Origin of the sequence: Comamonas sp. CMM03 (assembly GCF_019218715.1) — a bacterium.
Classification (GTDB): domain Bacteria; phylum Pseudomonadota; class Gammaproteobacteria; order Burkholderiales; family Burkholderiaceae_C; genus Comamonas; species Comamonas terrigena.
Genome location: NZ_JAHUXB010000002.1, coordinates 542,642 through 562,324, shown reverse-complemented (window position 1 = coordinate 562,324; position 19,683 = coordinate 542,642). Strand labels below are relative to the sequence as shown.

General features: G+C 65.0%; 18 protein-coding genes. 6 read left to right on the top strand and 12 right to left on the bottom strand.

The window, feature by feature from the left end:
• Positions 1-22: 22 nt before the first annotated feature.
• Positions 23-1,162 carry a glutamate 5-kinase gene (gene proB / locus KW830_RS09435; RefSeq protein ID WP_066540540.1) on the top strand — a complete coding sequence of 380 codons (1,140 nt, stop codon included), beginning with the start codon at positions 23-25 and terminating at the stop codon, positions 1,160-1,162.
• 99 nt (positions 1,163-1,261) lie between these two features.
• Here the strand turns inward: proB and KW830_RS09430 are convergent, their stop codons facing one another.
• Positions 1,262-1,909, bottom strand: coding sequence for an RNA pyrophosphohydrolase (locus KW830_RS09430; protein WP_066540542.1), 648 nt, complete (start codon positions 1,907-1,909; stop codon positions 1,262-1,264).
• A 90-nt stretch (positions 1,910-1,999) separates the two neighbouring features.
• Here KW830_RS09430 and KW830_RS09425 point away from each other — a divergent pair, with 90 nt between their 5' ends.
• Positions 2,000-3,745 carry a proline--tRNA ligase gene (locus tag KW830_RS09425; RefSeq protein WP_218332944.1) on the top strand — a complete coding sequence of 582 codons (1,746 nt, stop codon included), beginning with the start codon at positions 2,000-2,002 and terminating at the stop codon, positions 3,743-3,745.
• A 173-nt stretch (positions 3,746-3,918) separates the two neighbouring features.
• On the opposite strand, the gene KW830_RS09420 is transcribed toward KW830_RS09425, so the two are convergent.
• The 5 genes from KW830_RS09420 to hemA form a co-directional block, all read right to left on the bottom strand.
• On the bottom strand, positions 3,919-5,352 hold the full coding sequence (locus KW830_RS09420; RefSeq protein WP_218332943.1) for a hemolysin family protein: 1,434 nt from the start codon (positions 5,350-5,352) through the stop codon (positions 3,919-3,921).
• Positions 5,353-5,559: 207 nt separating this feature from the next.
• Positions 5,560-5,883 carry a Grx4 family monothiol glutaredoxin gene (grxD, locus tag KW830_RS09415; protein WP_066540866.1) on the bottom strand — a complete coding sequence of 108 codons (324 nt, stop codon included), beginning with the start codon at positions 5,881-5,883 and terminating at the stop codon, positions 5,560-5,562.
• Positions 5,884-5,938: 55 nt separating this feature from the next.
• Positions 5,939-6,796, bottom strand: a complete 858-nt coding sequence (gene prmC, locus KW830_RS09410; protein ID WP_218332942.1) for a peptide chain release factor N(5)-glutamine methyltransferase — start codon at positions 6,794-6,796, stop codon at positions 5,939-5,941.
• A gap of 101 nt (positions 6,797-6,897) precedes the next feature.
• Entirely contained in the window at positions 6,898-7,980 is a 1,083-nt protein-coding gene (gene prfA, locus KW830_RS09405) for a peptide chain release factor 1 (protein ID WP_218332940.1), read from the bottom strand.
• Positions 7,981-8,103: 123 nt separating this feature from the next.
• Positions 8,104-9,396 (bottom strand): glutamyl-tRNA reductase, encoded by a 1,293-nt coding sequence (gene hemA / locus KW830_RS09400; protein WP_218332938.1) that lies wholly within the window; start codon positions 9,394-9,396, stop codon positions 8,104-8,106.
• A gap of 72 nt (positions 9,397-9,468) precedes the next feature.
• Here hemA and KW830_RS09395 point away from each other — a divergent pair, with 72 nt between their 5' ends.
• Positions 9,469-9,747: a hypothetical protein gene (locus KW830_RS09395; RefSeq protein WP_066540868.1), complete on the top strand. Its 279-nt coding sequence runs from the start codon at positions 9,469-9,471 to the stop codon at positions 9,745-9,747.
• 134 nt (positions 9,748-9,881) lie between these two features.
• Here the strand turns inward: KW830_RS09395 and KW830_RS09390 are convergent, their stop codons facing one another.
• Positions 9,882-10,814 carry a LysR substrate-binding domain-containing protein gene (locus KW830_RS09390; protein ID WP_066540551.1) on the bottom strand — a complete coding sequence of 311 codons (933 nt, stop codon included), beginning with the start codon at positions 10,812-10,814 and terminating at the stop codon, positions 9,882-9,884.
• A 173-nt stretch (positions 10,815-10,987) separates the two neighbouring features.
• Here KW830_RS09390 and KW830_RS09385 point away from each other — a divergent pair, with 173 nt between their 5' ends.
• The 3 genes from KW830_RS09385 (at position 10,988) to KW830_RS09375 (ending at position 14,065) form a co-directional block, all read left to right on the top strand.
• Positions 10,988-11,974, top strand: coding sequence for a tripartite tricarboxylate transporter substrate binding protein BugE (locus KW830_RS09385; protein ID WP_066540553.1), 987 nt, complete (start codon positions 10,988-10,990; stop codon positions 11,972-11,974).
• Positions 11,974-12,879 carry an N-formylglutamate amidohydrolase gene (locus tag KW830_RS09380; protein ID WP_218332937.1) on the top strand — a complete coding sequence of 302 codons (906 nt, stop codon included), beginning with the start codon at positions 11,974-11,976 and terminating at the stop codon, positions 12,877-12,879. The genes KW830_RS09385 and KW830_RS09380 overlap by 1 nt, the downstream gene beginning before the upstream one ends.
• 205 nt (positions 12,880-13,084) lie before the next feature.
• Positions 13,085-14,065 carry a tripartite tricarboxylate transporter substrate binding protein gene (locus KW830_RS09375; protein ID WP_066540559.1) on the top strand — a complete coding sequence of 327 codons (981 nt, stop codon included), beginning with the start codon at positions 13,085-13,087 and terminating at the stop codon, positions 14,063-14,065.
• Between the two features lie 155 nt (positions 14,066-14,220).
• On the opposite strand, the gene ugpQ is transcribed toward KW830_RS09375, so the two are convergent.
• From ugpQ to ugpB, 5 genes are all read right to left on the bottom strand, one after another.
• Positions 14,221-14,997 (bottom strand): glycerophosphodiester phosphodiesterase, encoded by a 777-nt coding sequence (ugpQ, locus tag KW830_RS09370; protein WP_066540561.1) that lies wholly within the window; start codon positions 14,995-14,997, stop codon positions 14,221-14,223.
• 88 nt (positions 14,998-15,085) lie between these two features.
• Positions 15,086-16,093, bottom strand: coding sequence for a sn-glycerol-3-phosphate import ATP-binding protein UgpC (locus tag KW830_RS09365; protein WP_066540567.1), 1,008 nt, complete (start codon positions 16,091-16,093; stop codon positions 15,086-15,088).
• 70 nt (positions 16,094-16,163) lie between these two features.
• Positions 16,164-17,012 carry a sn-glycerol-3-phosphate ABC transporter permease UgpE gene (ugpE, locus tag KW830_RS09360; RefSeq protein ID WP_066540570.1) on the bottom strand — a complete coding sequence of 283 codons (849 nt, stop codon included), beginning with the start codon at positions 17,010-17,012 and terminating at the stop codon, positions 16,164-16,166.
• A 2-nt stretch (positions 17,013-17,014) separates the two neighbouring features.
• Positions 17,015-17,896, bottom strand: a complete 882-nt coding sequence (gene ugpA / locus KW830_RS09355; protein ID WP_066540573.1) for a sn-glycerol-3-phosphate ABC transporter permease UgpA — start codon at positions 17,894-17,896, stop codon at positions 17,015-17,017.
• Positions 17,897-18,099: 203 nt separating this feature from the next.
• Complete coding sequence (gene ugpB / locus KW830_RS09350; RefSeq protein ID WP_066540576.1) at positions 18,100-19,413, bottom strand: sn-glycerol-3-phosphate ABC transporter substrate-binding protein UgpB; 1,314 nt, start codon at positions 19,411-19,413, stop codon at positions 18,100-18,102.
• Between the last annotated feature and the right edge of the window lie 270 nt (positions 19,414-19,683).

Below are 19,683 nucleotides of genomic sequence, written 5' to 3'. Positions count from 1 at the left end.
GGGCCACAAACGCTGATATTTCATGGCTTCCAATGTGCTGCGCGATGCCCACCGCATCGTGGTCAAGGTCGGTTCGAGTCTGGTCACCAACGAGGGCCGCGGCCTCGACGAGGCGGCCATCGAAGAGTGGTCGCGCCAGCTGGCCAGCCTGGTGCATGGCGAGGACGGCAGCAAGCGCGAAGTCATCATGGTCTCCAGCGGCGCCGTGGCCGAAGGCATGAAGCGCCTGGGCTGGGCCACCCGTCCCAAGGAACTCCATGAGCTGCAGGCCGCTGCAGCGGTGGGCCAGATGGGCCTGGTGCAGATGTACGAGACCAAGCTGCGTGAGCAGAATGTGGGCAGTGCCCAGGTGCTGCTGACCCATGCGGACCTGGCCGACCGCGAGCGCTACCTGAACGCCCGCGTCACGCTGCTGACCTTGCTGCAGCTGGGCGTGGTGCCGGTGATCAACGAAAACGACACCGTCGTCAACGACGAAATCAAGTTCGGCGACAACGATACCCTGGGCGCCCTGGTGGCGAACCTGGTGGAAGCCGATGCGCTGGTGATCCTGACCGACCAGAAGGGCCTGTACACCGCCGATCCGCGCAGCAACCCCGATGCCCAGTTTGTGCACGAGGCCCAGGCCGGGGACCTGGCGCTGGAGGCCATGGCCGGCGGCGCGGGCTCCAGCATCGGCAAGGGCGGCATGCTGACCAAGATTCTGGCGGCCAAGCGGGCCGCTGGCTCGGGCGCGTCCACCGTGATTGCCTGGGGGCGCGAGCAGGATGTGCTGCTGCGCCTGACGCGCGGCGAAGCCATCGGCACGCTGCTGGTGGCGCCCACGCACAAGAACCAGGCGCGCAAGCAGTGGATGATGGACCATCTGCAGCTGCGTGGTGCCGTGACGGTGGACGAAGGTGCGGCCCGTGTGCTGCGCGCCGAAGGCAAGAGCCTGCTGCCCATCGGCATGACGGCGGTGGAAGGGGATTTCTCGCGTGGTGAAGTGATTGCCGTGCGCGACCCGCAGGGCCAGGAGTTGGCCCGTGGCCTGGCCAACTACGCCAGCTCCGAAGCGCGGCTGCTGTGCCGCCATGCTTCCAGCGAGATCGAGCGCCTGCTGGGCTATACGGCCGAGCCGGAAATGGTGCACCGCGACAACATGGTGCTGACGGCGCACTGAAGCGCACCGGGGCGCGCTACAGGCCGTGCGGCGGCCATGCAAAAAGGAGTGGCATGCCACTCCTTTTTTGATGGGGATCAGACCGGCTGCGGATGCCGCTCAGGACTTGGGGGTCTGGGGATCCGGATCGAAACTGGCGCCGGGGGGCAGTTCCAGCCCCGGGTTCAGCAGCAGGCCGGTGCGCTGCGGAGGAATCAGGGGATCGGGCTCACCGGCCAGCGGAGCGCCATCGCGTCCCCGCATGCCGCTGCGCAGATAGCGGTTGCGCTGTTCATGGCGGGGCAGAAAGCGGGCCAGTTCCGTCAGGGCCAGTTCGTACACCCCGCGTTTGAACTCCACCACCACATCCAGCGGCACCCAGTAATCGTTCCAGCGCCAGGCATCAAACTCGGGGTGGTCGGTGGCACGCAGGTTCAAATCCCAGTCGTGTCCGGTCAGCTGCAGCAAATACCAGATCTGCTTTTGCCCCTTGTAATGGCCCCGCGCGTCACGGCGTATGTAACGGTCTGGCACCTCGTAGCGCAACCAATCCCGGGTGCGGGCCACCACGCGAACGTGGTTGGGCTTCAGCCCCACTTCTTCATGCAGTTCCCGGAACATGGCCTGTTCGGGCGTTTCGCCCCGATCAATGCCGCCTTGTGGGAATTGCCAGCTGTGGGTGCGGATGCGTTTTCCCCAGAACACCTGGTTCTTGTGGTTGAGCAGGATGATGCCGACGTTCGGGCGAAATCCGTCCCGGTCAAGCATAATCGAACCCCAATTTTGTCTATTGCGGCCATTATGCACGGTGCTCTGCACCCGGCAAGGTCGCCGACCCGATATTCCGTTTTCCTGCCCATGAAAGCTTCCCAATTTCTCATCTCCACCCTGAAAGAAGCTCCGGCCGACGCCGAAGTGGTCAGCCACAAGCTCATGACGCGGGCTGGCATGATCAAAAAGCTGGGTGCAGGCGTCTACAACTACATGCCCATGGGCCTGCGCGTGATCCGCAAGGTCGAAGCCATCGTGCGCGAGGAAATGAACCGCGCCGGCGCTATCGAGGTGACCATGCCCGTGGTCCAGCCTGCCGAGCTGTGGCAGGAGACCGGCCGTTTCGAGAAGATGGGCCCCGAGCTGCTGCGCATCAAGGACCGCCATGAGCGCGACTTCGTGATCCAGCCCACGTCCGAGGAAGTGGTGACCGACATCGCCCGTCAGGAGTTCAAGAGCTACAAGCAGCTGCCCAAGAACCTCTACCAGATCCAGACCAAGTTCCGCGACGAGCGCCGTCCGCGTTTTGGCCTGATGCGTGGCCGCGAGTTCATCATGAAGGACGCCTATTCCTTCGACAAGGACCGCGACACCGCCCAGATCAGCTACCAGACCATGCGCGAAGCCTACAAGCGCATCTTCGACCGCTTTGGCCTGCAGTACCGCGCGGTGCGGGCAGACTCGGGCGCCATCGGTGGCGATCTGAGCGAAGAATTCCAGGTAATTGCCTCCACGGGTGAAGACGCCATCGTCTACTGCCCACAGAGCGACTACGCCGCCAATATTGAAAAGGCCGAAAGTCTGGCCCCCACCCAGGCCCGCCCTGCGGCTGGCCAGGCCATGGCCAAGGTGGCCACGCCCGGCAACAGCACCTGCGAATCCGTGGCCGCCCAGCTGGGCCTGCCGCTGGCGCAGACCGTCAAGTCGCTGGTGCTGGCCACCGACGAACTGGACGACAAGGGCCTGATCGCCAAGACCCAGGTCTGGCTGCTGCTGCTGCGCGGCGACCATGAGATGAACGAGATCAAGGTCGGCAAGGTGGACGGTCTGGCCGGTTTCCGCTTTGCCTCGGTGCCCGAGATCGAAGACCACTTCGGCTGCAAGCCCGGCTACCTGGGCCCCATCAACCTGAAGAAGCCCGTGAACCTGGTGGTGGACCGCGATGTGGCCGTGATGGCTGACTGGGTCTGCGGTGCCAATGAGGAAGACTTCCACATCACCGGCGTGAACTTCGGCCGTGATCTGCCCGAGCCCGCCCTGGTGGCGGACCTGCGCAATGTGGTAGCGGGCGATCCATCGCCTGATGGCGCCGGGGCACTGGCGATCGAGCGCGGCATCGAGATCGGCCACGTGTTCTACCTGGGCACCAAGTACTCCCAGGCAATGAATGCGACCTTCCTGGGCGACAACGGCAAGCCCCAGCACTTTGAAATGGGCTGCTACGGCATTGGCGTGACCCGTCTGCCGGCCGCGGCCATCGAGCAGAACCACGACGAGCGCGGCATTATCTGGCCCGACGCGATTGCACCCTTCACCGTGGTGGTCTGCCCCATCGGCATGGGCCGCAGCGAAGCCGTGAAAACCGCCGCCGAGCAGCTCTACAGCGAACTGCTGGCGCTGGGCGTGGACGTGATCCTGGACGACCGTGACGAGCGCCCCGGCGCCATGCTGGCCGACTGGGAACTGATCGGCGTGCCCCACCGCGTGGTGCTGGGTGACCGCGGCCTGAAGGACGGCGTGGTCGAGTACCAGCACCGCCGCGATACCGGAGCCACCAAGATCGCTGCAGGCGACATCCTGTCGGACCTGAAGGCCCGTCTGGGCCTGAACTGAGCTCTCACGCCAGCGCGATGACCAAGAAGGCAGCCACGAGGCTGCCTTTTTTCATTGTGGGGCAGGCAGCGGCTGTCCGAAGCGGGAGCTTGTCCTCTGTGCTCAGGGGCTGCAAGCGCCATAAAAAAGACTGCCGGGGCAGTCTTTTTTTGCGGGGCACGCAGGCCAGGGGCTCAGGGCACGCTGGGGGTCGGGTTTTCGCGCCCGGCCGCCGGCTGCTGTGGCGACTGGAGGGGGGGATGCGCCACGCCGGTGTGCAGCGGCGGGGGCAGCTCGGGCGCTGGCGGGGCGGGGGGCAACGGGGTCTTGCCGTCGTCCGACAGGCGCGAGACCAGCACCTGGTCGATGCGGTAGCTGTCCACATCGATCACCTCGAACTTGTAGCCCCCCCAGTTCACGCTGTCGGTGCGGCGCGGTACGCGGCGCAGCATCACCATCAGAAAGCCGGCCAGGGTCTCGTACTCTTCTTCGTGGGGCATCTCTTCCAGGTTCAGCGCCCGCAGCACGTCGTCGATGGGTGTGACCCCGTCGATCAGCCAGGAGTGTGCGTCGCGGCGCACGATCTGCTGTTCGTCGTCATCGGGGGTTACCAGGTCGCCCATGACCGTGCTCATCACGTCGTTCAGCGTGACCACACCCACCACCAGGCTGTACTCGTTCAGGATGATGGCAAAGTCTTCGTGCACCTGCTGGAACTGGTCCAGCACCTCGGCCAGTGTCAGCCGGTCCGGCACGATCAGTGCCTTGTGCACCAGGGGACTGCCGTCCTTGAGCGAGATGGGCTGGTTGTTCAGCGCGCGCTGGAACAGGTCCTTGGCATCCACATATCCCACCACATGGTCGATATCGCCATCGCATACCGGGTAGGTGGAGTAGGGCTCCTCGGCAATGCGGGCGCGGATCACCGGGTCTGGGTCGTCGCGCAGAAAGTAGGCGATGCGGTCGCGCTGCGTCATGGCCGACGACACGGTGCGCGAATCCAGCTCGAACACATTGGCGATGACCTGCTGCTCGCGCCGGGCCAGTACGCCGGCTCGGGCACCGGCTTCGGTCATGGCCAGAATGTCGTCCGAGGTGATTTTTTCGTCGCGCTTGTCCGGCAGGCCAAACAGCCGGAACAACGCATCGGTGATGCGGCTGTAGAACCAGACGATGGGCTTGAACAGGGTGATGCACAGCTGCATGGGGCGCAGCACGCGCACCAGCAGGTATTCCGGCTCGGTCATGCTCAGGCGCCGTGGCAGCAGGTCGGCGAACAGAATGAACAGCGAGGTGATGACGAAGAAGGACAGCACCGAGCCCGCGCTGTGCGCCGAACCCGCCGGCAGCCACCAGGCCAGCAGCTCGGCAAAGCCGGCGCTGAACGTGCCTTCCCCCACGATACCGCCCAGGATGGCGATGGCGTTCTGACCCACCTGCACCACGGTGAAGTAGTCACCGGGCTGCTCCTGCATCTTCATCGCCTTTTCTGCGCGGGGGTCGCCTTCGTCGGCCATCTGGCGCAGGCGCAGACGGCGGGAAGCGGCCAGGGAAATTTCGGCCACCGCCACGAAGGCACTGGCGGCAATCAGCAGGGCAATGATGAGCAGGCTTTGGGTCAAGGTCATAGGTCAGTGGGGTGGCTGGTGACTGCCTAGCGTCACCATTGTGCATGCCTCCTTCGCATGCAGGCAAAGGGGATTCCGTGCCGCTGCCCTGCGGCCGGAAACGAAAAACCGCCCAGGAGGGCGGTTTCGGACAAAGCAGGGGCCATGCCAGCCAGACTGGTCATCGGGGTCGGCATTGGTCCCAGCAGGTGCATGGTGTGCGCGGCTTCAGGCCTGGCCGTCCAGCAGTTGCTTGAGCTCACCGGACTCGTACATCTCCATCATGATGTCCGAACCGCCGATGAATTCACCCTTCACATACAGCTGGGGGATGGTGGGCCAGTTGCTGTAGTCCTTGATGCCCTGGCGGATTTCCTGGTCTTCCAGCACGTTCACGGTGGAAATCGCCTTGGGCTCCACGCCGCAGGCCTTCAGGATCTGAATGGCACGGCCGGAGAAGCCGCACATGGGGAAGCTCGCGCTGCCCTTCATGAACAGCAGGATGTCGTTGTTCTTGACCAGTTGGTCGATGCGTTGTTGAACGTCGCTCATGGGGTGCTCCTTGTAGGGGATCTGCAGGCGCATTGCTCTGCAGCATTGCCGCTGATTATTTCACTGTCTGGCCATCGCCGGGTGCGCACGGTATTTGCCCGCCCGTGCAACGGGCAATCCCGGCCAGATCCTGGCGGCTGTGCACCAGGGTGAATCCGGCGGTTTTCAGCAGTTGCTGCACAGCCTCCGACTGGTCCCAGCCGTGCTCGATCAGCAGCCAGCCGCCGGGCACCAGGTGGGCCGGGGCCTGGGCGCAGATGGCGCGGATGTCATCCAGCCCGTCGGCACCACTGGTCAGGGCTTGGCGTGGCTCGTGCTGCAGCGCGGGCATGTGGGGGTCGTCCTCGCGGATATAGGGCGGGTTGGTGACGATGGCATCAAACCGGCCTTCCACCTGCTCCAGCCATGACGAATGCAGCACACGCACCGGCAGCTTCAGCTGAGCGGCATTGGCGCGTGCCACGGCCAGGGCATCTTGGCTGTAGTCCACCGCGGTGACCTGGGCGTCGGGGCGCTGGTGCTGGATGGCCAGCGCGATGGCGCCGCTGCCTGTACCCAGGTCCGCCACTTGCGGGGCGGACAGCGGTTGCAGCACTTCCAGGGCCCATTCCACCAGGGTTTCGGTGTCGGGGCGGGGGTCCAGCACGCGGGCATCCACCTGCAGCGGCAGGCCGAAAAATTCCTTGCGGCCGGTCAGATAGGCCACGGGCTCGCCGTTCAGGCGGCGTGCCAGCAACTGTTCCCACAGGGCAGCCTGCGCGGGGGACAGGATGTCGCTGTCGTGCGCCAGCAACCAGGCGCGGCCGGCATCCGGCCGGCCCACACAGTGCAGCAAAATCAATTGCGCATCGATGCGGGCCAGACCGCGCTGGGCCGCGTGTTGCAGGGCCTGGGCCAGGGTGGGGGCGTTCATGGTGGTGACAGTCTGTCCGGTTGCGTGGCCCGGTGGCGGGCGGAAACGTTGGGGGACGTGGCGGAGCGCACGCACCGCGTGTGCCTGCAGAGGTCCAGGCGTCAGCCGTTGACTTCCAGCTCGGCCAGCAGCTCCGCCTCGCGGGCATGCTGCAGCGCGTCCAGCACGTCGCCCAGATCGCCTTCCATCACCGCCAGCAGCTTGTACAGCGTCAGGTTGATGCGGTGGTCCGTCAGGCGGCCCTGGGGAAAGTTGTAGGTCCGGATACGGTCCGAGCGGTCGCCCGAGCCGATCAGGCCCTTGCGCAGCGCGGCCTCCTTGGCGGCACGCTCGCTGCGCTCCTTTTCCTGGATGCGCGCCTGCAGCACCTGCAGGGCCTTGGCCTTGTTGCTGTGCTGGCTGCGGCCGTCCTGGCATTCGGCCACGATGCCGGTGGGCAAGTGCACCACGCGCACGGCCGAATCGGTCTTGTTGATGTGCTGGCCGCCGGCGCCGCTGGCGCGGAAGGTGTCGATGCGCAGATCGGCCGGGTTCAGGGTGATGGCCTGGTGCTCGTCCGGCTCCGGCATCACGGCCACGGTGCAGGCGCTGGTGTGGATGCGGCCCTGGGTTTCGGTGGCGGGCACGCGCTGCACGCGGTGGCCGCCGGATTCAAAGCGCAGACGGCCGTAGACGTTGTCGCCGTCCACGCGCAGCACCACTTCCTTGTAGCCGCCGATTTCGTTCTCGTTGGCGCTCATCACTTCTACCTTCCAGCCCACATTGGTGGCATGGCGGGTGTACATGCGGGCCAGGTCGCCGGCAAACAGCGCGGATTCGTCGCCGCCGGTGCCGGCGCGGATTTCCACAAACGCAGGGCGGGCGTCGTCCGGGTCCTTGGGCAGCAGCAGGCGTTGCAGTTCGTCCTCCAGCTGCACCAGCGCGGCTTCGCCGGCGCTGATTTCGTCCTGTGCCATCTCGGCCATGTCGGGGTCTGCCAGCATCTCGCGTGCGGCGGCGATGTCGGCCTCGGTCTGCAGGTAGCGCTGGTAGCGGCCGGCCACGGCTGTCACGTCGGCGTGTTCGCGCGAGATGCTGCGGTACTTCTGCATGTCGCCCATGATGTCTTCACGGGAAAGCAGAAAGTCCAGTTCTTCCAGGCGCTGGGCAAAGCGCTCCAGCTGGTTGCGCAAAAAAGGCTTCATGGCGGGGCAGGGGGCGGATGGGTGCTATCCGAAGGATAGCTGCTCACGCAGATGGATATGGCGTGAGAGGGCGATCTGGCTGCAGCACGCCGAGCGCGGCCGCAGCCTGGCAGGGGGTCTGCGCTAACGGTCGCTGCGGCGGTCGCGCAGGAACAGGCGGGAGACGGTGGCGGCGGTCTGGGCGCGCTCTTCCGCATCGCCCTGGTGCAGGGCTGCCATGGTGCCGTGCATCATCTTCTGGGTCAGGCCGCGGGACAGGGCTTCGAGCACGGTGTCCATGTCTTCCCCCTTGGCCAGGAGCTTTCTGGCACGGGCGATTTCCAGGGCGCGCCATTCGTCGGCCTGGGCGTTGATCTGCTGGATCAACGGCACCACACCGCCCAGGGAACGCTGGTCCATCCACTGCACGAAATTCAGCACGCCGGCATCGATGATGGCTTCGGCCTGGGCCACGGTGGCCTGGCGGCTGGCCTGGGCGGTCTTCACCACGCTGGCCAGGTCGTCGACGGTGTACAGGTACACGTCGCGCAGGTCCTTGATTTCGGGCTCGATGTCGCGTGGCACGGCCAGGTCGACCATGAAGATCGGGCGGTGCTTGCGTTTCTTCAGCGCACGTTCCACGGCGCCCAGGCCGATGATCGGCAGGCTGGAGGCGGTGCAGCTGATGATGGCGTCATATTCGTGCAGGTGGTCCGGAATGTCGGCCAGGCGCATCACGCTGGCGCCCAGGCGGCACGCCAGCTTTTCGCCGCGCTCCAGGGTGCGGTTGGCGATGGTGATCTGCTGCGGGTTGCGCGCCGCAAAGTGGGTGCTGGCCAGCTCGATCATCTCGCCCGCGCCCACGAACAGGATGCGGATCTTGGAGAGGTCTTCAAACAGCTGGCCGGCCAGGCGCACGGCGGCGGCGGCCATCGAAATGCTGTGCTCGCCGATTTCGGTGGAGCTGCGCACTTCCTTGGCCACGGCAAAGCTGCGCTGGAACAGCTGGTTCAGGGTGGTGCCCAGGGCGCCCGCATCTTCGGCGGCGCGCACGGCGTTCTTCATCTGGCCCAGGATCTGGGTTTCACCCAGCACCATGGAATCCAGACCCGAGGCCACACGGAAGGCATGGCGTGCGACCGAGCCGCTTTCCAGCAGATAGGAATGCTGGCGCAGCACGTCGGGGGTGACACCGCCGGACTGGGCCAGCCAGCCCAGCGTGTGGTCCAGCGCGGGGGCGTCGGCGGCGCAGTAGATCTCGGTGCGGTTGCAGGTGGAGATGATGGCCGTTTCCACCTCGGGGTGGCGGGTGGCACTGGTCAGCGACTGGCGCAGACCGGTCAATGTCGGTGCAATCTGGTCGAGTGCGAACGCAAACCGGCCCCGTAGATCCAACGGTGCCGTGTGATGGTTGATGCCGAGAGCCCAGACTGCCATAGACCATGATTATAAAATTCAGCGGCCTTTTGCGTTGACCCACAACGCAAAGACTTGATCTGTGTCATTTTCATGCCTGCCCTGACCTTCCTCAACCACCTGCTCAATTTTCTGGCACCGGCCGTTTTTCTGGCGGTGCTGCTGGGCGTGGGAGGGCGGATCTTCTGGCGTTCGGCCACGCCCCTGGTGAACCTGTGGGAGCAGATGTTGCTCAACGCCGTCCTCGGCGCAGCGGTGCTGGGCCTGTGTTTGGCGCTATCGGGCCGTGACGGCAAGCTGGCCACCTACGCACTGCTGGTGCTGGCCATGGGCAGCTGCCAGTGGCTGCTGCTGCGCGGCTGGAAAGCCTAGCGTGGGCGGCGAAGGCGGTGGACAACCGCTCTGGAGCGGGCCGGCTGCCCGCCCCATATATCTGCTGACCTCAGGGGTATAGCACCGCGCGGGCGGGGATCTGGGGTGTTGGGGTTGCTACATAAAAAGCGCTTTTAGGGCAACTCGGCGGCGGTCCCGAGTGGCTGCGCCGCACGGTCCAGGGCCGCCTGCTCCAGCACCCAGTGGCGGAAATCCTGCAGTTCGGCGCTGGCGGGGCGCTGGGCCGGACGGCAGAGAAAGTAGCCGCGCTCGATGCGGAAGGCCCGTTGCACCGGCACCACAATGCGCCCGCTCGCCAGGTCCTCCTCGATCAGGCAGCGCTGCACCACGGCCACGCCCATGCCGGCAATCACGGCCTGCACCAGCAGCGTCACCTGTTCGAAGTCGGCCACCGGCGCGGGACACAGGTCCTCGCAGCCCATCTTGCTGAACCAGCGGGCCCAGTTGTCGGGGTAGTTGGTATGGGCCAGCAGCGGGCGGGCCATCAGGTCTTCGGGCCTGCGGATGGCCTGTGCGCCTTCCACGTCCTGGGGGCGGCAGATGGGCACCAGGTCCTGGCCCACCAGGTAGTCGGCGGCCAACTGGTCCGGCCACGGGTCGGCGCCGATGCGCACCCAGGCATCGGTCTGCGGATCGGTCAGCGGGTCGTCGCGGCGGTAGGGGGCAAAGCTCAGCACCGTGCCGGGATGGCGGGCGGTGAAGTCCGGCAGGCGCGGAATCAGCCAGTGGCTGAACAAGGTGGGCGGCACCGACAGGCGCAGCTGGCGCCCGCTGCGGCGGCGGCGCATGGCCGCGGTGGCGGATTCGATGGTGAAGATGGCCGGGCCGATGGCGTCCAGATACTGCCGGCCGGCAGTGCTCAGCACGCTGCGGCGTCCCTGGCGTTCGAACAGGGCAAAGCCCAGATGCTCTTCCAGCCGGGCGATGGCGCGGCTGATGGCGCCCTGGGTGACGCTCAGCTGCTCGGCCGCCAGCGTGTAGCTGCCCAGGCGCGCTGCCTGGGCAAAGGCATGGAGTTCGGACAGGGAAGGGGACTGGATGCGCATGGGGCAGGAAGGCGGAAGGATGTGGAGGGACGCCGTCCCTGCAAGCAGCTTTTGCGCCAATTATGAGCATTGGTCATGCATGCGTGCCTTTTTGTCCCTTTTCGCCGAGCACGACGCAGCCAAGAATGGCCGCATTCACAACAATCCCCCGATCCTTGAGGAGAAGCACCCCCATGCAACTGCGCCGTACCTTGCTGGCTTCCGTGGCCGCTGCCGCCGCCCTGAGCGCCCTGGCGCCTGCCGTCTTCGCGGCCGACGCCGTCTACCCCAGCCGCCCGATCAAGCTGATCGTGCCGTTTGGCGCTGGCGGTTCCACCGACATGGTGGCCCGGCTGCTGGCCGAGAAGATGGGCCCCATCCTGGGCCAGGCCGTGGTGATCGAGAACAAGGGCGGCGCCGGCGGCTCGATTGGTGCGTCGGAAATCGCCAAGTCCGCACCGGACGGCTACACCATCGGCATGGCGACGGTGTCCACCCATGGTGCCAATCCGGCCATCATGACCAAGCTGCCGTATGACGCGAAGAAGGACTTTGCCCCCATCACCAATGTGATGAGCGTGCCCAGCGTGTTCGTGGTCCACCCCAGCGTGCCGGCCAAGACCATGAAGGAGTTCATTGCCCTGGCCAAGGCCCATCCCGGCAAGTACACCTTCGCCTCGCCCGGCACCGGCTCGCTGGGCCACGCCAACATCGAGAACTTCATGAATCTGGCGGGCATCGAGCTGCTGCACATTCCCTACAAGGGCGCGGGCCAGGCCCTGACCGATGCGCTGGGCGGCCAGGTCAACGCCATGACGGACAACCTGCCGTCTTCGCTGTCCAACATCCAGGCCGGCAAGCTGCGTCCGCTGGCCGTGCTGGCCTTCAAGCGTGCCGAGGTGCTGCCGGATGTGCCGACCTACACCGAGCTGGGCTATGCACAGATGGGCGACGGCGGCTGGTTCGGTCTGGTGGCCCCGGCCGGCACGCCCAAGGCCGTGATCGCCAAGCTCAATGCGGCAGCGCACAAGGCGATGCAGGACCCCGCCTACCTGGCCAAGCAAAAGGAAATCTCCGGTGAAGGCATGGCCAACACGCCGGAACAATTTGCCAAGCAGATCGACACCGCCATTGCCCGCTACACCGCCGTGGCCCAGCGCGCCAACATCAAAATCAACTGATGACTGCGACTGCTGCCTTGCCTGATTTCCTGCAACCCCTGCCATTGCAGCCGGTGGTGGTGCGCCCGCCCCAGGGCGCGGTGCTGCCGCTGGTGTGCGATTCGCCGCACAGCGGCACCGCCTACCCGGCCGACTTCGGCGTGGCGGTGCCCCTGGCGCTGCTGCGCCGCGGGGAAGACACCCATGTGCACCGCCTGTGGGAGGCCCTGCCCGACTACGGCGCCACGCTGATCGAAGCCACGTTTCCGCGCACCTACATCGACCCCAACCGCGCGGAAGGGGACATCAACCCCGCCATGCTGGACGGGGAGTGGCCCGTGGCGCTGCAGCCCGGTCCCAAGACGCTGCAGGGCCTGGGCCTGGTGTGGGAGCGCATCAGCCAGGCCGGCCAGTCCACCCCGGTGTACGACCGCAAGCTGAGCGTGGCCGAGGTGCAGCAGCGCATCGAGCGCTACTGGCGCCCCTACCATGCGGCGGTGAGCCAGGCCATCCGCTGGAGCGTGGACCGCTTTGGCGGTGTGTGGCACATCAATCTGCACTCCATGCCCAGCGATGTCTACCAGCGCCTGGGTACGCCGGACAAGCAATTGGCGGATTTTGTGCTGGGCGACCGGGACGGCACCACCTGCGCGCCGGAGTTCATCCACCTGATTGGTGACACGCTGCAGGCCCAGGGTTACAGCGTGGCCTACAACGAACCCTACAAGGGCGTGGCGCTGCTGGCCGACATCGGCCAGCCCCATCTGCAGCGCCACAGCATGCAGATCGAGATCAACCGCCCGCTCTACATGGACGAGGCCACGCGCGAACCCAACGCCGGCTTCGAGCCGCTGCGCCAGAACCTGCAAAAAGTGATGGCCGTAGTGAGCGACTACGTGCGCCAGCAGTTGCCCTTACGTGGCTGATGGCCCTGCCTGGGGCCACGGCGGTGGGGATGCCGCTGTCGCCCAGGCAGCTTGCACAGGCTGACAGCTGGGGTTGCCCCCGTCTGTCTGCACGGCCCCCGTTTCTACAATCGCGCCAACGGCCCCGGCAGGGGCCGGATTTGCGTGGGCTGTTCGCACCGGCCTGCGCAGTCCTTGCATTGCCAAAAAAACGGGAGACAACACCATGCAAAAAATCGTGCGCACCGGCCTTGCCCTGGCGGCCGGCGCTTTGCTGTCCGTGGCCCAGACCCAAGTTCTGGCCCAGACTTTCCCCAGCAAGCCCATCCGTGTGGTGGTGGGCTTTCCCGCCGGCGGCCCGCTGGACCAGCATGCCCGCCTGCTGAGCGACAAGCTGCAGGCCGTGCTGGGCCAGCCCATCGTGATGGACTACAAGCCCGGTGCCGGCGGTACCGTGGGCGCGCAGGACGTGATGAAGGCCCCGGCCGACGGTCACACCCTGATGGTGGCCAACACCGGCGTGATGGCCATCAACCCAGCGCTCTACCCCAAGCTGCCCTATGGCACGCTGAAGGATTTCACCCCCATTGCCCGCACCGCCATGCAGCCGCTGGCGCTGCTGGTCAACAACCAGGTGCCGAGCAAGACGCTGCCGGAATTCATTGCCTACGCCAAGTCCCATCCGGGCAAGGTCAACTACGGCTCGGCCGGCAACGGTGGCATCAGCCACCTGGTGCCCGAGATGTTCAAGATCGCCACCGGCACGCACATGGTGCATATCCCCTACCGCGGCAGCGCCCCGGCGTTTGCCGACCTGATGGGCGGCCAAGTGCAGTTCATGGCCGAAAGCATCCCCCAGGCCGCCAACTACCACAAGCAGGGCAAGGTGCGCGCCCTGGCGGTGACCAGCAAGACCCGCAACCCCGCACTGCCCGATACGCCCACGGCCATCGAAAGCGGCCTGAAGGGCTTCGAGGTGGTGGGGTTCTACGGTTTCCTGGCCCCGGCCGGCACGCCCAAGGAGGTGGTGGCCAAGCTGAGCGACGCCTTCCAGCAGGTGATGAACAACACCGATGTGCGCGAGCGCATGGTGACCCAGGGGGCCGACCCTGCCTTCCTGGGCGCGGACGATTTCGCCAAGTTCCTGGGCGGCGAGCTGCCACGCTGGGCAGCGGCGGTGAAGGCCTCCGGCACCAAGATGGATTGACCGCCAGGGTCCTTGCCTCTTCGCCGCTTCGCCTGTGCTCCGGTGTGGCGTGGGCGCGGGGAGGGCGGCGTCCATGCCAAGGCCTGCGCACAGGAGGCACCGCCATCTAGAAAAAAAGCCCGGGACTGCCGGGCTTTGTGGCCACGGTGCTTTGCTTACAGCTGGCTGTGGGTCTGCGCCGGGCTGAACAGGTCCACGCGGTCGGTGATGATGCCGTCCGTGCCCAGGTCGATCAGGCGCTGGGCGGCCCATTCGTCGTTCACCGTGTAGCTGCTGCAGCGCAGGCCGGCGCCGTGCACCTTGGCCACCAGCTCGGGGGTCCACAGGGCGTGGTTGAGCACCATGGCGCTGCAGTCCAGATCCAGGGCGGTCTGCAGCTCGGCATCGCCGCTGCCATCGGCCAGTTGGTCCACCAGCAGGCCGCGCGGAATGTGGGGGGAGATTTCCCGGGCGCCGCGCAGCGAGTCCGGCTTGAACGAGGTGAACAGCGGCGGCACTTCCGCCTGGGGCCAGATGCGGTTCATCAGCACACCGCAGGCGCGGCCCGTTTCCAGCTCCTGGCCGGGCGTGGGCTTGATTTCCACATTCAGGTGCAGGTGGTTGGCCAGGCACCAGCGGGCCAGGGCCTCCAGAGTGGGCAGCGCTTCGCCCGCATAGGCGCGCGAATGCCAGCTGCCGGCATCCAGCTCGGCGATCTGGCCCATGGTCAGTTCGCCACCGATGCCGTGGCCGTTGGTGGTGCGCTCCAGCGTGGCGTCGTGCATCAGGAACAGCACGCCGTCGCTGCTGAGCTTGGCATCGCATTCGAAGAAGCGGTAGCCGTGCAGCGCGCCCAGGCGGAAGGCGCTCAGGGTGTTTTCCGGAGCCAGCTTGCCGGCGCCGCGGTGGGCCACCCAACGGGGGTAGGGCCAGGGTTTCAATGCAGTAGTCATAGTCTTGCCAGTGCGAACGTGACAAGAGCACCACAAGCTGGGCCTGGGGTGCTCTTCTTTCAGGATTCAGTGAACCGGGGGGCGGGCTTTATGCGCGCTTTCCCGTTTCGGCGTTGAACCAGTGCAGCCGGTCTTCGCGGGCCGAGATGCGGGCCGTTTCGCCGGGCTTGGGGAAGGGCTTGCCTTCTTCGATGCGGACGGTGACGTCCTCATCGCCCACTTTGCCGTACAGCAGGCGCTCGGCACCCAGCAGTTCCACGGTGTGCACCTTGAATTCCACGCCGCCGGTTTCGACCAGGTCGATGTGTTCGGGGCGGATGCCCAGGATCAGGCCGGGCTTGCCATTGGGCGAGTGCTTCAGCAGGTTCATGGGGGGCGAACCGATGAAGCCGGCCACGAAGGTGGAGGCCGGGGTGTGGTAGACCTCTTCGGGCGTGCCGAACTGCTCCACATGGCCGCCGTTCATCACCACCATGCGCTGGGCCAGGGTCATGGCCTCGACCTGGTCGTGGGTCACGAACAGGCTGGTGATGCCCAGCTCGGCGTGCAGCTTCTGGATTTCCAGGCGGGTCTGGCCGCGCAGCTTGGCGTCCAGATTGGACAGGGGTTCGTCAAACAGGAACACCTGGGGCTGGCGCACGATGGCACGGCCCATGGCCACACGCTGGCGCTGGCCGCCGGACAGCTGGCGGGGCTTGCGGTCCAGCAGGTGGCTCAGTTCCAGAATCTTGGCGGCCTTGTCCACGCGGCGCTTGATCTCGTCTTCCGGCACCTTGGCGAGCTTCAGGCCGTAGGCCATGTTCTCGTAGTTGCTCATGTGCGGGTACAGCGCGTAGTTCTGGAACACCATGGCGATGTTGCGCTTGGCGGGTTCCAGGTCATTGACCTTCTTGTCGCCGATGACCAGATCGCCATCGGTGATTTCTTCCAGGCCGGCAATCATGCGCAGCAGCGTGGACTTGCCGCAGCCCGAAGGGCCGACCAGCACGACGAATTCGCCGTCCTTGATCTCGACGTTGATGCCGTGGATGACGGGCACGGCAGTCTTGCCGATGCCGTAGCGCTTGACGATGTTCTTGAGGGAAATGGAAGCCATAACAGTCGTATTTCGTTCAATGGGTCACAAGGTGGTGGGTACAGCCAACAGGGTCAGGATTGGTCGAGATTTACTTCTCGGTATCCACCAGGCCTTTGACAAACCACTTTTGCATCAGGATCACCACGGCCGTGGGCGGCAGCATGGCCAGGATGGCGGTGGCCATCACGATATTCCAGTCCACGGCGGCTTCGCCACCGGCCAGCATGCGCTTGATACCGATCACCACGGGGTACATGTCTTCCGAGGTGGTCATCAGCAGCGGCCACAGGTACTGGTTCCAGCCATAGATGAACTGGATCACGAACAGTGCGGCAATCGAGGTCTTGGACAAGGGCACCAGGATGTCCTTGAAAAAGCGCATGGCGCCGGCGCCGTCGATGCGGGCGGCTTCCACCAGCTCGTCCGGCACCGTCAGGAAGAACTGGCGGAACAGGAAGGTGGCGGTGGCCGAGGCGATCAGCGGCAGGGTCAGACCGGCATAGCTGTTGAGCAGGCCCAGCTCGGCCACGACCTTGTAGGTCGGCAGGATACGCACTTCCACCGGCAGCATCAGCGTCAGGAAGATGGCCCAGAAGCAGACCATCTTGAAGGGGAAGCGGAAGTAGACGATGGCGAAGGCCGACAGCAGCGAGATGGCGATCTTGCCCACGGTGATGATGATGGCCACCCAGAAGGAGACCCACATCATGTGCACGACGTTGGTGTTGGAGCCCAGCTTGCCGGAGCCCAGCAGGGCTTCGCGGTAGTTTTCCCACATGTGGGCGCCGGGCAGCAGCGGCATGGGCGACTGGACGATGGCTTCCGCGGTGTGGGTGGAGGCAATCAGGGCCAGGTACAGCGGGAAGGCCACGATGGCCACGCCGAGGATCAGCACGGCATGGGACAGGATATTCAGCCAGGGGTTGCGATCAACCATGATCAGTACTGCACTTTCTTCTCAACATAGCGGAACTGAACCACAGTCAGCACGACAACGATCAGCATCAGGATCACGGACTGGGCTGCCGAGCCGCCCAGGTCCAGTGCCTTGAAGCCGTCCTGGTAGACCTTGTAGACCAGGATGGAGGTGGACTGGCCGGGGCCGCCCTGGGTGGCTGCGTCGATGATGCCGAAGGTGTCAAAGAACGCGTAGACGATGTTGATCACCAGCAGGAAGAAGGTGGTGGGCGACAGCAGCGGCAGCTGGATGTTCCAGAAGCGGCGCCAGGGGCCGGCACCATCGATGGAAGCGGCTTCGATCAGCGCCTTGGGAATGGACTGCAGGCCTGCCAGGAAAAACAGGAAGTTGTAGGAGATCTGTTTCCACACCGAGGCGATGACGATCAGGGTCATGGCCTGGCTGTCGTTCATCATGTGGTTCCAGTTCACGCCCAGCTTGCCCAGGTAGTAGGTCACCACGCCGATGGACGGCGAGAACAGGAACACCCACAGCACGCCGGCGATCACCGGGGCCACGGCGTAGGGCACGATCAGCAGGGTCTTGTAGACCATGGCGAAGCGCACGATGCGGTCGGCAAAGATGGCCAGGGCCAGCGACACTGCGATGCCCACGCCAGCCACGAGCACCGAGAACAGGGCCGTGCGGTTGAAGGAATTCAGGTAGGTCGGGTCGGCGAGCAGGTTGCGGAAGTTATCCAGCCCCACCCATTCGGTGCTCATGCCAAAGGCGTCTTCCATCTGGAATGACTGGAGCACTGCCTGGCCCGCAGGCCAGAAAAAGAAGATGCCAATGATGAGCAGCTGGGGTGCGATCAGCAACCAGGGCAACCATTTGGACCGGAAAAGTACGCGTTTTTCCATGGGATTCACAAACTCAAAAGCCGCCGTTGCCCATGAAAGGAACTGCGGGGGGCTGGGGTCGCTGCCTCCACCGCAGCAGGTGGGGAAGCGAGTCGAAACGAAACGAAACGCTTTTTAGCGAATTTGCGCGTATTGTGCCCAGTGAAAAGCCGCTGCGCCAGAGGCTGCAGCGGCTCTACCCCCAAATCGAGGGGAATTACTTATTACTTGTAAGAGCGCTCGAAGCGTGCCAGCAGTTCGTTACCGCGCGACACGATAGCGTCCAGGGCTTGCTGGCCGGTCTTCTTGCCTGCCCACACCTGTTCGAGTTCTTCGTCCTCGATGGTGCGGATCTGCACGTAGTTGCCCAGACGGATGCCGCGCGACTTGTCGGTCACCTTGCGGATCATCTGCGTCACGGCGGTGTCCGTGCCAGGGTTCTTCTGGTAGAAGCCAGACTTGTTGGTCAGGTCATACGCGGCCATGGTCACAGGCAGGTAGCCGGTGCGCTGGTGCGAAGCGGCCTGGACCTTGGTCTGCGACAGGAATTCGAAGAACTTGGCCACGCCCTTGTACTCTTCGGACTTCTTGCCTGCCATCACCCACAGCGATGCGCCACCAATCACGGTGTTCTGGGGCGCGCCCTTCACATCGGGGTAGTAGGGCAGGGGAGCCAGTGCGTAGGCGAACTTGGCGTTCTTGGCCACGTCGCCGTAGAAACCGGACGAGGTCTGGATCATGGCGCATTCACCGGCGGTGAACGAAGCCTGGGCGGTGGAGGCGCGGCCCTTGTACACAAACTCGCCGGCCTTGGCTGCGGCAGCCAGGTTGTCGATGTGCTTGACGTGCAGGGGCGAGTTGATCTTCAGGCGGGCCTTGTGGCCGTTGGCGCTCAGGCCGTTCTGCTCGGTCGCGAATTCGACGTTGTGCCAGGTGGAGAAGGATTCCAGCTGGGTCCAGCCCTGCCATGCCAGGGTCATGGGGCAGCTGTGGCCGCTGGCCTTGAGCTTCTTGGCGGCTTCGAACACTTCAGGCCAGGTGGTGGGGGCCTTGTCGGGGTTCAGGCCGGCCTTCTTGAAGGCGTCCTTGTTGTAATAGAAGATGGTGGTGGAGCTGTTGAACGGGAAGCTCAGCATCTGGCCGTTGGGGGCTGTGTAGTAACCGGCCACAGCGGGGATGTAGGCCTTGGGGTCGAAGGACACGCCGGCATCGGACATCACCTTGCCCACGGGCACGGTGGCGCCCTTGGAAGCCATCATGGTGGCGGTGCCCACTTCGAACACTTGCAGGATGTGGGGGGCATTGCCCGAACGGAACGCGGCAATGGCGGCCGTCATGGACTCGTCATACACGCCCTTGAAGGTCGGGACGATCTTGTATTCCTTCTGGCTTTCGTTGAATTCCTTGGCCAGATCGTTGACCCATTCGTTGTTCACGGCGGTCATCGAGTGCCACCACTGGATCTCGGTGGCGGCGTGGGCGGTGCCGATGGCGGCTGCGGTCATTGCGGCGGACAAAGCCAGGCGCTTGAATTGCATGCAGGAACTCCTTGGATTGCTATGCGGGGAGAGATATGCCAGCCATATTAAAGGGCGAGCATGGCGTTTGTGTGACGGGCACGTGACGGGGTTTCCCCCTGGCGCGGATGCCACATGGCTCCGATTTCATGCAGTTGTCACTAAACGTTGTGGCGCATTCTATGTTCGCTTCTATTCGATGTCGTTCCTGATTTTTCCTATCTGGGGTCTTGAAGCCGTGCGCTGGATCAGAGAATGCAGTGGCGGCGCGGTGGCTTAGGGTGAACCCCG